This window comes from Enterobacter sp. BWH64 (genome assembly GCF_001037645.1).
Taxonomy (GTDB): Bacteria; Pseudomonadota; Gammaproteobacteria; order Enterobacterales; family Enterobacteriaceae; genus Enterobacter; species Enterobacter hormaechei_C.
This window is the reverse complement of the sequence record NZ_KQ089922.1, coordinates 2,244,822-2,257,154: the sequence shown is the minus strand read 5'-3', so window position 1 is coordinate 2,257,154 and position 12,333 is coordinate 2,244,822. Positions and strand designations below refer to the sequence as shown.

10 protein-coding genes and 1 tRNA gene are annotated in these 12,333 nt (G+C 54.9%); 4 read left to right on the top strand and 7 right to left on the bottom strand.

What is annotated here, in order from left to right:
* Positions 1 to 68: 68 nt before the first annotated feature.
* From SK50_RS10695 to SK50_RS10685, 3 genes are all read left to right on the top strand, one after another.
* Entirely contained in the window at positions 69 to 929 is an 861-nt protein-coding gene (locus tag SK50_RS10695; RefSeq protein ID WP_015570855.1) for a pirin family protein, read from the top strand.
* Between the two features lie 19 nt (positions 930 to 948).
* Positions 949 to 1,626 carry an isochorismatase family protein gene (locus SK50_RS10690; RefSeq protein WP_003858068.1) on the top strand — a complete coding sequence of 226 codons (678 nt, stop codon included), beginning with the start codon at positions 949 to 951 and terminating at the stop codon, positions 1,624 to 1,626.
* Between the two features lie 137 nt (positions 1,627 to 1,763).
* A tRNA-Ser gene (locus tag SK50_RS10685) sits at positions 1,764 to 1,851 on the top strand.
* A gap of 217 nt (positions 1,852 to 2,068) precedes the next feature.
* Here the strand turns inward: SK50_RS10685 and SK50_RS10680 are convergent.
* The 5 genes from SK50_RS10680 to efeU form a co-directional block, all read right to left on the bottom strand.
* Complete coding sequence (locus SK50_RS10680; RefSeq protein WP_017693655.1) at positions 2,069 to 3,574, bottom strand: alanine/glycine:cation symporter family protein; 1,506 nt, start codon at positions 3,572 to 3,574, stop codon at positions 2,069 to 2,071.
* A 418-nt stretch (positions 3,575 to 3,992) separates the two neighbouring features.
* Positions 3,993 to 4,784, bottom strand: coding sequence for a phosphate starvation-inducible protein PhoH (gene phoH / locus SK50_RS10675; RefSeq protein WP_017384762.1), 792 nt, complete (start codon positions 4,782 to 4,784; stop codon positions 3,993 to 3,995).
* A gap of 500 nt (positions 4,785 to 5,284) precedes the next feature.
* On the bottom strand, positions 5,285 to 6,568 hold the full coding sequence (efeB, locus tag SK50_RS10670) for an iron uptake transporter deferrochelatase/peroxidase subunit (protein ID WP_015570858.1): 1,284 nt from the start codon (positions 6,566 to 6,568) through the stop codon (positions 5,285 to 5,287).
* 3 nt (positions 6,569 to 6,571) lie between these two features.
* Positions 6,572 to 7,699, bottom strand: coding sequence for an iron uptake system protein EfeO (efeO, locus tag SK50_RS10665; protein WP_015570859.1), 1,128 nt, complete (start codon positions 7,697 to 7,699; stop codon positions 6,572 to 6,574).
* Positions 7,700 to 7,739: 40 nt separating this feature from the next.
* Complete coding sequence (efeU, locus tag SK50_RS10660) at positions 7,740 to 8,573, bottom strand: iron uptake transporter permease EfeU (protein WP_017384765.1); 834 nt, start codon at positions 8,571 to 8,573, stop codon at positions 7,740 to 7,742.
* 251 nt (positions 8,574 to 8,824) lie between these two features.
* On the opposite strand from efeU, the gene SK50_RS10655 reads away from it, so the two are divergent.
* Entirely contained in the window at positions 8,825 to 10,009 is a 1,185-nt protein-coding gene (locus SK50_RS10655) for a NupC/NupG family nucleoside CNT transporter (RefSeq protein ID WP_017384766.1), read from the top strand.
* Between the two features lie 72 nt (positions 10,010 to 10,081).
* Here the strand turns inward: SK50_RS10655 and SK50_RS10650 are convergent, their stop codons facing one another.
* Both SK50_RS10650 and putP read right to left on the bottom strand, forming a co-directional pair.
* On the bottom strand, positions 10,082 to 10,501 hold the full coding sequence (locus SK50_RS10650) for a DUF3574 domain-containing protein (RefSeq protein ID WP_017384767.1): 420 nt from the start codon (positions 10,499 to 10,501) through the stop codon (positions 10,082 to 10,084).
* A gap of 72 nt (positions 10,502 to 10,573) precedes the next feature.
* Positions 10,574 to 12,082 (bottom strand): sodium/proline symporter PutP, encoded by a 1,509-nt coding sequence (gene putP / locus SK50_RS10645; protein WP_017384768.1) that lies wholly within the window; start codon positions 12,080 to 12,082, stop codon positions 10,574 to 10,576.
* Between the last annotated feature and the right edge of the window lie 251 nt (positions 12,083 to 12,333).

The following is a 12,333-nucleotide window of genomic DNA, read 5'->3' as shown; positions in this document are numbered from 1 at the left end:
TTGCTATCTACCGGGATATTAACCCTGAATATAAGCTAATTCCATCAACAGGACATCAGGAGTTAATCATGAAAAACGTAACAGGCGTGTATACCGCACCTCGGCCGCACTGGGTCGGTGACGGTTTTCCGGTTCGTTCGATGTTTTCTTACCAGACGCACGGCGAGCCCCTGAGCCCGTTCCTGCTGCTGGACTACGCCGGACCGCATACCTTCCCGGCGGACGGCGCGAAACGCGGCGTGGGCGAGCATCCTCATCGCGGTTTTGAAACGGTGACCATCGTCTACTCAGGCGAAGTGGAGCACCGTGATTCCACCGGCAGAGGCGGAGTTATTGGCCCAGGCGATGTGCAGTGGATGACGGCAGGCGCAGGCATTTTGCACGAGGAGTTCCACTCCAGCGCGTTTTCGCAGAAAGGCGGTGAACTGAAAATGATGCAGCTGTGGGTCAACCTGCCCGCCAAAGACAAAATGGCGACGCCTGGCTACCAGAGCATCACTCAGTCGGATATCCCGGTGGTCACCCTGCCGGATAACAGCGGAACATTGCGCGTGATTGCTGGCCGTTTTGGAGAGGTAACCGGCCCGGCGCATACCTTCTCACCGCTGAACGTGTGGGATCTCGCGCTGCGCCAGGGTAGCCATCTGACGCTCAATCAGCCCGAAGGCTGGAGCACGGCGCTGGTTGTCGTTGAAGGCAGCGTGACGGTGAACGGCACCACGCCTGCCGGTGAGGCGCAACTGGTCGTGCTGAGTCAGAGCGGTGACAAACTGCATCTCGAAGCCAGCAGCGATGCCAAAGTGCTGCTGATGGCCGGGGAGCCGCTGAATGAACCCATCGTGGGCTATGGCCCGTTTGTGATGAACAGTAAAACCGAAATTGCCGAGGCTATTCGCGATTTCAACTCCGGCCGCTTTGGCCAAATCTAAACGTAATAAGGAGCGCATTATGTCTACCCCTGCAAACTTCAACGGTGCACGTCCCGTTATTGACGTAAACGATGCCGTTATGCTGCTTATCGATCACCAGAGCGGGCTGTTCCAGACCGTAGGAGACATGCCAATGCCTGAGCTGCGCGCCCGTGCAGCAGCGCTGGCAAAAATCGCCTCGCTGGCGAAGATCCCGGTGATCACCACGGCGTCGGTTCCACAGGGACCGAACGGCCCGCTTATCCCGGAGATCCACGCCAACGCGCCGCACGCACAGTATGTGGCACGCAAGGGTGAGATCAACGCCTGGGATAACCCGGAGTTCGTGGCGGCGGTGAAAGCCACCGGGCGCAAAACGCTGATTATCGCGGGGACGATCACCAGCGTCTGCATGGCCTTCCCGTCCATCAGCGCGGTGGCGGACGGATATAAAGTGTTTGCGGTGATTGATGCCTCCGGCACCTACAGCAAAATGGCGCAGGAGATCACCCTGGCGCGCGTGGTGCAGGCAGGCGTGGTGCCGATGGACACGGCTGCTGTTGCTTCCGAAATTCAGCGCACGTGGAACCGTGAAGATGCGGGTGAATGGGCTGAGGTGTACACACACATCTTCCCGGCCTACCAGCTGCTGATCGAAAGCTACAGCAAAGCGCAGGACGTGGTGAAAAATAGCGAAGTGCTCGATTCGCAGCGTTAATCCTGCGCGCTGCGACATAAGCTGATTAAGGCTTAACCGAACAAGCACGAATGCTGAAAATCTGCTTGACCATTTTAGCGCAACTCCCTATAGTAGCGCCCCGTTGCCCCCCAAGCGGTCAGGCAGCAAAACAATATGGTGAGGTGTCCGAGTGGCTGAAGGAGCACGCCTGGAAAGTGTGTATACGGCAACGTATCGGGGGTTCGAATCCCCCCCTCACCGCCATATTTGAAGAAGAGCTCGCATGAAAATGCGGGCTTTTTTTTCGCATGTCGCACGCCTTTGGGGGGGGATGAGAACCCCCGACCGGGGTTCGACAACTGGCGCAGCCAGTTGGACAGACTGAGAGCGAAGCGAGTCAATCCCCCCGGTGCGACAGGAGCTGCCTCACCTACAAAAAAAGAAAGCCCGTACAAAAGCACGGGCCTGTCTCAACCATTCCTCAGCTATTCAACTTCCCTACCGACTCCTTTCCTTCAGGAGATGAAACCTGCTCAGGCTGAGCACGCGCTTCATCCTTACGCTTCTCCAGCCAGTAATCCGCATTTTTAATCCCCAGCCGAACCGGGTCAAAGTGTGGATCCAACCCCTGTGCATTCTGGATTTCATAATCCTTCAGGCTGGCAAACGCTTTTTTATGCAACAGAACGATGGCAATAATGTTGAGCCATGCCATCAGCCCTACGCCAATATCCCCTAATCCCCAGGCCAGATCCGCGGTGCGTACCGTGCCATATACCGTCGAAGCCATCAGACACAGCTTGAGCAGGAACGTCAGCCACGGGCGATGAATCTTACGGTTGATGTAGGCGATATTCGTTTCAGCGATGTAGTAGTAAGCAATGATCGTGGTGAAGGCAAAGAAGAACAGCGCGATGGCAACAAAGTAATTACCGAAGCCCGGCATCATACTTTCCATTGCCGTCTGGACATATCCCGGTCCTGCGGCCACGCCCGCTATTCCGGTATAGAGCGCTGCGCCGTCGACGCCCTGCACGTTATACAGCCCGGTGATCAACAGCATAAACCCGGTCGCGGAGCAGACAAACAGCGTGTCGATGTACACGGAGAACGCCTGAACCAGCCCCTGTTTCACCGGATGGCTTACGGCCGCCGCCGAGGAGGCATGTGGCCCGGTACCCTGCGCCGCCTCGTTGGAATAGACGCCACGCTTCACGCCCCACATGATGGCCTGGCCCAGAATAGCGCCAAACCCAGCTTCAAGGCCAAAAGCACTTTTCCAGATCAGCAATATAACTGAAGGAAGCTGATCAATATTGATAGCGATAATCACGCACGCCACAATAATATAGCCGAGCGCCATAAACGGAACCACCATACTGCTAAAGCTGGCAATCCTTTTTACGCCACCAAAAATAATAAAACTCAACAGCACAGCAAGTAACGCCGCCGTGACATTTGGGCTCAGACCAAAGGCAATATCCAGGCTCGCACCAATAGAGTTTGCCTGCACACCTGGCAGTAATAATCCGCAGGAGAAAATCGTTACGATGGCAAATAACCATGCGTACCACTTCACGCCTAACCCTTTCTCAATATAAAAGGCAGGACCACCACGATATTCGCCGTTAATTTTCTCTTTATAAACCTGACCTAACGTGGATTCGACAAAAGCAGAGCTTGCCCCCAAAAATGCCACGATCCACATCCAGAAAAGCGCACCGGGTCCACCAAAGGTAATGGCGGTCGCTACACCGGCAATATTCCCTGTCCCCACGCGGCCCGCCAGCGTCATCGTCAGCGCCTGAAACGACGACACGCCTGCCTCGGTAGGACGCCCCTGAAACATCAGGGTAATCATAAGTTTTATATGCCGTAATTGCAGAAAGCGACTACGCAGCGAGAAATAGAGGCCGACACCCAGACATAAAAATATTAACGCCGGGCTCCAGATAACACCATTAATTGCACTAACCAGTTCGTTCATGTATGACCCTTAGCGTGATGTTCCAGAGGAAACGATCCCCTGGCGAATTTCTTTTTAGAATTTTGTCTGAACAAGTACGAAACATAGATAATTACCCAAAAGACACCAACTTAATTTTTACTTCTTAGTCATGTTCTGTGACAACATTCACGTTTAATTTTAAACCAATAATTAGCATGATCATTATATTCATAGATATTTTGTGGGTATTATAAATACATATCACATTTCCGTGACCTGTATAAAAAGCGTTCGCAGCAAATTAACAGTAATATTATTATTACCGCAAAACGGGGCGTAAATCCCATTGAATGCTATAGGAAATAAATATGATTTAAAAAAGCCACGCGTGCAGAGGGAATAAAGGAAGCTTCCCGGCATAACGCCGGGAAGAAATGACTTAAAATGTGAAATGATCTTAGTCGGAGTACACTTCCAGCGTTCGTTGGCACAGCGCTGAGCGGACGCAGTCCTCTTTTGTGAAGCGGACCACCCCTATCATCTCATCTTCCTCAAAACGTGACATGGCATCGCTCAGGCCGGACTTCACGCCCGACGGCAGGTCACACTGGGTAATATCGCCGTTGACGATAACCGTCACGTTCTCCCCGAGGCGCGTTAAAAACATCTTCATTTGCGCAGCGGTCACGTTCTGAGCCTCGTCAAGAATAACGACCGCATTTTCAAATGTACGTCCGCGCATATAGGCGAACGGCGCGATTTCCACCTTGCCAATCTCTGGTCGCAGGCAGTACTGCATAAAGGAAGCGCCCAACCGCTTCACCAGCACGTCATAGACGGGCCTGAAGTACGGGGCAAACTTCTCGGAAATATCGCCGGGCAGGAAGCCCAGATCTTCATCCGCTTGCAGTACCGGACGGGTAACGATGATCCTTTCCACGTCCTTATGAATCAGCGCCTCCGCCGCTTTGGCGGCGCTGATCCAGGTTTTCCCGCATCCGGCTTCCCCGGTTGCAAAGATGAGCTGTTTACTCTCGATAGCATTCAGGTAGTGCGCCTGAGCTTCATTCCGCGCCACAATTGGCGATGCATCGCGGCTGTCCCGCGCCATGCCAATGGATTCTACGCCGCTCATCTGCACAAGCGAGGTGACCGATTCTTCTTCACGCTGCTTATGGCTACGTGAATCCCGTCTCAGCACACGTTTTGCTTCACGACGAGCTTTGATCACTGCTTTCTGTCTTCCCATGGATAGCACCTTGAGTTGTTGGTATTCATCACACGCGCCAGCATCGGCACGATTATGCGCACGAACATCAGAGGGTTGGCTTCCTTGTAAGCCATTGCTTGCATTACCGGATGACGATATACAACGGCTACGCGCACCGTTATGCACGTCGGTAGAAAAAGGTTCTTGAGGTGAAGGAGAGAATTTGGTGGTGAAGAAATCGCTGCCGGAGTCTGAGCCTCCGCGCCGGGTACTGCGGTTGATGTGTTTACCTTGTCCAGTACAGGACGCAACCATTCGCGATCTCCATAGTGAGTTAGCATCACTGCCGGGAACTACCGCTGTCTTCTCTTAAGTACATCAGGAATTATCATAAATGCAACATTTATTTTACCTGAATGCAACTTTTAGGACTGCCCCTACATGGAAAATCAGTCTTATATAGAAATATTACAGAAATATAACAATAAGATAGTCCTTCGAAAAAATAATGTCCCCGCGAACTGTCGCAGGGACGATTATCAGGCTTCTATCAGACCCTGAGCGAGCCAGGCGTTCGCGTCACGCGCGCCGGGCAGGGCAAAGAAATAGCCGCCGCCGATGGGCTTAATATATTCCTCCAGCGCTTCGCCGTTGAGCCGCTTCTGCACGGTGAGGAATCCCTTCTCCAGATCGTGCTGATAGCAGACAAACAGCAGTCCCATATCAAGCTGACCGGAGTTGGTCACCCCCAGCGAGTAGCTGTAGCCCCTGCGCATCATCAGGCTGGATTGCGTCTCTTTGGTGCGAGGATTGGCGAGGCGAATATGGCTGTCCAGCGCGATGACGTCCCCGTTCGGATCGCGGGCGTAGTTGGGTTCATCGTGCTCGTGCTTCATGCCGAGCGGTGCGCCGGTTTGCTTATCGCGACCGAAGATAGTTTGCTGCTCTTTCAGCGGCGTGCGATCCCAGAACTCCACGTGGAACTGAATGATACGCACCGCCTGATAGGTGCCTCCGACCGCCCAGGCCGGTTCGCCCTGATCCGCCGTCACCCATACCACGTTCTTCATCAACGCGGTATTGCTGCTGTCCGGGTTGGCGGTGCCGTCTTTGAAGCCCAGCAGGTTGACCGGCGTCTCTTTCCCTTTACTGCGCGCGGCGTGGTCAGAGATAAAACCTTCCCGCTTCCAGCGCACGCTCAGCAGATCCGGGGTGTGCTTGATAATATCGCGCAGGGCATGGATCACCGTATCCTGGGTATTAGCGCAGATCTGCAACAGCAGATCGCCGTGGCACAGCGCCGCGTCGAGAGAATCATTCGGGAATCGCGTCATTTTTTGCAGCGCTTTCGGCTTCTGCTTCGCCAGTCCGTAGCGATCATCAAACAGCGATTCCCCCACCGACACGGTGATGGTCAGATTATCGGGAGCGATAAACGCGCCGAGGATGCCGGAATCCATCGGCGGCAGGCGCGGATTCGGTGTTTCCGGTGCGGGACCGCCGGCGGTGAGGAAGGCAATACGCGTGGTCAACAGCCTGAACAGACGCTCAAGGTCGGCTTTATCACTCGCCAGCGAATCGAAAGCCACCAGCATCATCGAGGCCTGCTGTGGCGTCAGGATCCCCGCCTGGTGCTCACCATAAAACGGCTGCGTTTCCATACGCGCATCCGGGGAGAGAGTGCCAGGGGCGCTTTGCGGTTTTGCCGCATGCGCCACCGGACAGCCTCCCGCCAGGGCAAACGCGCCGCCCAGCGCCCCTACCCCTTTTAACAACCGACGTCGGGAAGGTTCCGCCACGTCGTATTCGTCATGCTTGTTCATCGCTTAATCCAGACCCAGTACGCCACGCAGCAGGGAGAGATCTTCCGCCAGGGTGGTTATCGGGCCTTTCAGCGCGTTACGGTCAGCATCGGTCAGCTTGTCGTAGGTTTCGAACCCGTCTTTGGTGCGGTATTTCGCCAGGATAGCGTCAACTTTCTTAAAGTTGGCATCCACTTTCGCCAGCAGCTCGCCGTTCTCTTTTTGCAGCTGAGGCCGCAGCAGCTCGACAATTTTCTGTGCGCCGTCGACGTTCGCCTGGAAGTCCCACAGGTCGGTGTGGCTGTAACGATCTTCTTCACCGCTGATTTTGCTGGCGGCCACTTCTTCAATCAGGCCCGCTGCGCCACCCACCACTTTCGACGGTGGGAATGCCAGCTCGCTGATGCGTTTTTGCAGCTCCAGCACGTCGCTGTTGAGCTGCTCGGCGTATTTCTCCATCCCACTGGTGGAGTTATCGCCAAACAGGGCTTTTTCCAGACGGTGGAAGCCGGTGAATTTCGGATCGGTGGCCTTCTGCTCGTAGTCGTCTTCACGGGCGTCAATGCTGCCATCGAGGTCAGAGAACAGTTCGGCAATCGGCTCAATGCGCTCGTAGTGCTGACGGGTAGGCGCATACTGGGATTTCGCTTTTTCGATGTCGCCCGCTTTCACCGCGTCGGTAAAGGCTTTGGTGCCTGCCACCAGGTCCGCTGTCTCTTTGGTGACGTAGGCTTTATAGGCGGTAATGGCGTCGCCGAGGCTCAGCAGCGCCGTGCCTTTGGCCGCGTCCGCCGTCGCTGCGCCTTTGACGATCAGCTTACCTTTCGGGTTAGTCAGCAGGCCGCAGGTCATGTCATATTCCCCGGGCTGAAGATTTGCGGTCATCTTCTGGCTGAAGCCCGGCGCGATATTCTCGCGCTCTTCCACCACCATCACGCCTTTCAGAATTTCCCACTCCAGCGCCTTCTGGCTGTGGTTCTGAATAATAAACTGCGTTTTACCGCTGTTAACCGTGATGGTCATCGGCTCGCACTGTTTATCGTTGACGGTGACTTTTACCTGCGGAATATCTGCCGCCTGAGCGGTGAAGGCAGACACGAACAGCGCGGCAATGCCTGCGCATAACGCACTACGACGGAACTGAATGGCCATGACTCTTCCCTTTAAAAGTATGTTGTAACTAAAACAGCACTTACGGCGCTACGCGCGACGTCTGCGAGCCGGTACGCGGCGGCATAGCGAACAGGATCAGCGCCGGAACCAGATAGATAAAGTACATCGCCACTTCGCTGACGCTCGGCGTTTCCTGGTAGCCGAAGATCCCTTCGAGCAGGGTACCGGTCAGTGAATGGGTCGACAGGACGTTGCTGAGATCGAACGCCACGTCCTGGAAGTGGTTCCACAGACCCGCTTCGTGGAAGGCGCGGATCGCCCCTGCCGCCAGCCCTGCGGCCACCAGCAGAATAAACAGGCTGGTCCACTTGAAGAACGCGCCCAGGTTAAGACGAATGCCGCCCCAGTAGAGCAGGAAGCCAAGCACAACCGCCGTGGCCAGCCCGAGCACCGCGCCCAGCGGCGGCCAGATGCCCACGTCCTGCTGAAAAGCCGCGAGCAGGAAGAACACAGACTCCAGGCCTTCACGCGCCACGGCGAAAAAGACCATCATGATCAGCGCCCAGCCGTGGTGGTTGCCTTTTTGCAGGGCGTTATCCACCGCCTGCTCAAGCTGTACCTTCACGTTACGGGAGACCTTGCGCATCCAGAACACCATCCAGGTGAGGATCACCACCGCAATCACGGCGACGATCCCTTCAAACAGCTCCTGCTCTTTCTGCGGGAACTCCCCGGTGGTTTCGTTGATGAGGATACCGAGGCCCAGGCAGAGCGCCGCAGCAAGGAAAACCCCAACCCACATGACGCCAATCCAGCGTCCGCGCTGGGTACGCTTCAGATAACTGGCGATAAGGCTAACAATCAGGGCCGCTTCAAGGCCTTCACGTAACATAATGAGAAAAGGAACAAACATGCCGACACCTTAAATGTTTATCGCGGTCAACTGATGCAAAGAAAAGTAAATTCTTGTGATAGTGATTATCATTACGGCAACAAGAAAAACAAGCGAAATGTGTTGAGTTTTGATGACCAGATGTAAACGCATTGCGGAGTAATAATTGCCTGAGTAACCGTTACGTTTATAAGGTATAACGAAAATGCCCATTTACGGTTAACCGGGGCTGTGGCTAAATGTCCGCCTCGAAAACCAACTGAAAATAAGCCATGTTTAAAATTGTCCATTTCCTGCTGGCGCTGGTGATTATTCTTGCGCTCGCCTGGCTGGTGAGTTTCGACCGCCGAAAAATTCGTATTCGTTTCGTTTTACAGCTGATCGTGATCGAAATCGCGCTGGCGTTCTTTTTCCTCCACGCAGAAAGCGGCCTGTTTATTATTAAATACGTTTCCGGTTTCTTTGAGTCGCTGCTTAAATTCGCTGCCGAAGGGACGAATTTTGTCTTTGGCGGGATGGGTGAAAAAGGGCTGGCGTTCATTTTCCTTGGCGTGCTCTGCCCCATTATTTTTATCTCGGCGCTGATTGGTATTCTTCAGCACTGGCGTATTCTGCCGATCTTTATTCGGGTGATCGGGACGCTGCTGTCAAAACTGAACGGCATGGGCAAGCTGGAATCCTTTAACGCGGTGAGTTCGCTGATCCTCGGTCAGTCGGAAAACTTCATTGCCTACAAAGGCGTGCTGGGCGATCTCTCCTCGCGTCGTCTGTTTACGATGGCTGCCACGGCCATGTCGACGGTTTCGCTGTCGATTGTCGGGGCCTATATGACTATGCTCGACGCCAGGTTTGTCGTCGCGGCGCTGATCCTGAACATGTTCAGCACCTTTATTATTCTTTCGGTCATTAACCCGGCCCGCCCGGAAGCGGAGCCGGATATCAGGCTGGAAAAACTGCACGAATCCCAGAGCTTCTTTGAAATGCTGGGCGAGTATATTCTGGCCGGTTTTAAGGTGGCGATGATTATTCTGGCGATGCTGATTGGCTTTATCGCCCTTATTAGCGCCATTAACGCCCTCTTCTCCGGCATATTTGGCATGAGCTTCCAGCAGATTCTGGGTTATGTGTTTTATCCGCTGGCGTGGCTTATTGGTATTCCGCTGAGCGATGCCTTAAGCGCGGGGAGCATTATGGCAACTAAACTGGTGGCGAATGAATTTGTGGCGATGATCGAGCTGCAAAAAATAGCCCATCAAATGTCACCGCGCGGGCTGGGGATTTTGTCCGTGTTCCTGGTATCGTTCGCTAACTTCGCTTCCATCGGCATTGTGGCGGGGGCAATAAAAGGTCTGAATGAGCAACAGGGTAACGTGGTGTCGCGGTTTGGTTTACGCCTTGTATACGGGGCAACGCTGGTAAGCCTGCTGTCGGCAAGCTTTGCGGGGTTGGTGCTGTAAGTTTTGTGCCCGGCGGCGCTTCGCTTGCACGGGCCTACGATACAACAACGGCGGGTTTCCCGCCGTTTTTCATTAAAACTGCACGCACACCGGCTGGTCGACCCGCATCACCGACTCCTGCGCGAAGCGTGACTTATAGATCCCGCGCAACGCTTCGATATTCTTCTCACTCTGCGCGTCTTTAGCGTGGATCAGCATCAATGCCTTGCTCGGCTCGCGCGCCACTTTTCCATCATTCCCCAGCCACTGACCGCGCGCATCAAATACCGTTAAACCATCGCGAAAGCGTGGCGTCACGTCCTGGTCGACAAACTGCTGCCATTCGTTGCCTGTGATTTGCGCCCCGGCAGGACGGTTTAAGCCGAAATAAAGCGTGGTCTGCTGCATCTGATTTTCTGCTTTGCAGGTTTCCACCGCCGCGTGCTGTGCGGGTGCGCTACAGCCCGACAGCATCACGAATGCTGCCACCATTAACCCTGTTTTAATTCTCATTGATGAAGACTCACATAGGTGAAAGGACTATCCCCTCTCCCCACCGGGGAGAGGGTTAGGGTGAGGGGAAAATTACTCAGCCTGGAGCTTAGACGGCGGCGCTGAGTGATAGTGCGCGTCCGCCTCCGCAAAGCGTTTCTGCATAGACGCAGACGGCGCTTTACCCAGCAGGCTAAACACCACGATACCGAGGCTGCCGAAGATGAAGCCCGGAATGATTTCGTACAGGCCCAGCCACGCGAACTGTTTCCAGACGATAACGGTTACCGCACCGATAATCATCCCCGCCAGCGCGCCGTTGCGGGTCATGCGTGACCACAGTACAGAGAACAGCACCACCGGACCAAATGCCGCACCGAAGCCCGCCCAGGCGTAGCTCACCAGCCCCAGGACGCGGTTTTCCGGGTTTGCCGCCAGCGCAATCGCCACCAGCGCAACCACCAGCACCATAAAGCGCCCTACCCACACCAGCTCTTTCTGGCTCGCGCCCTTACGCAGGAACGCTTTGTAGAGGTCTTCGGTGATGGCGCTGGAGCACACCAGCAGCTGACAGCTCAGGGTGGACATCACCGCCGCGAGGATCGCGGAGAGCAGAATACCGGCAATCCACGGGTTGAACAGGATCTGCGCCAGCTCGATGAACACGCGCTCGGCGTTCTGGTTCACCGCGCCCGCCTGCGCCGGGTTGTTGTTGAAGTACGCGATACCGAAGAAGCCGACCGCACACGCCCCCGCCAGACACAGAATCATCCACGTCATGCTGATGCGACGCGCGTGAACGATGGTGTGGTGAGAATCCGCCGCCATGAAGCGCGCCAGAATGTGCGGCTGGCCGAAGTAGCCCAGGCCCCAGCCCATCAGAGAGACGATGGCGACGAAGTTCAACCCTTTCAGCATATCGACGTTTTCGATGCTCTTCTGCTTGATCACTTCCAGCGATTCGCCAAAGCCGCCGACGGTGAAAATGACAATCACCGGAGTCAGGATCAGGGCGAAGATCATCAGGCTCGCCTGCACGGTATCGGTCCAGCTTACCGCCAGGAATCCGCCCACGAAGGTATAGAGGATGGTTGCTGCGGCGCCGGCCCACAGGGCGGTTTCATAGCTCATGCCGAAGGTGCTTTCGAACAGGCGCGCGCCCGCCACGATGCCGGAGGCACAGTAGATGGTGAAGAACAGCAGGATCACCACCGCGGAGATAATGCGCAGGATACGGCTGTTATCTTCAAAGCGTCCGGTGAAGTAGTCCGGCAGCGTCAGGGCGTTGTTGTTGGCTTCGGTGTGCACGCGCAGACGGCCTGCCACCAGCTTCCAGTTGATCCACGCGCCGACGGTCAGGCCGATGGCGATCCAGCTTTCGGAGATACCGGAGATGAAAATCGCGCCCGGCAGCCCCATCAGCAGCCAGCCGCTCATGTCGGAAGCGCCCGCAGAGAGTGCGGTGACCATCGGGCCTAAGCTGCGCCCGCCGAGGATGTAGTCGTCAAAGTTTTTAGTGGAACGCCATGCCAAAAACCCTATCAGGATCATGCCAAAAATATAAACGAGAAATGTCACCAGCATCGGTGTGCTAATAGCCATTCAAATTCTCCAAAATGTCGAGCGACAACCGTCCGGGTTGCCTTGTTATGTCATCACCGGAACGTAGTGATGTGTGTATGTGTTTCCGTTGGGCGCGCTATCCTGCCGTATACGCATCCCACTGACAAACGATTTAACACTGCATTTACATGAATTTCATCCCTGGTTTTATACGTCTTTCCTATAGGTTGCACTCGCTCACGCTTTTACGGGTTGCACCTTTAAAAAGTGTTAAGCACCGCATAAAAACT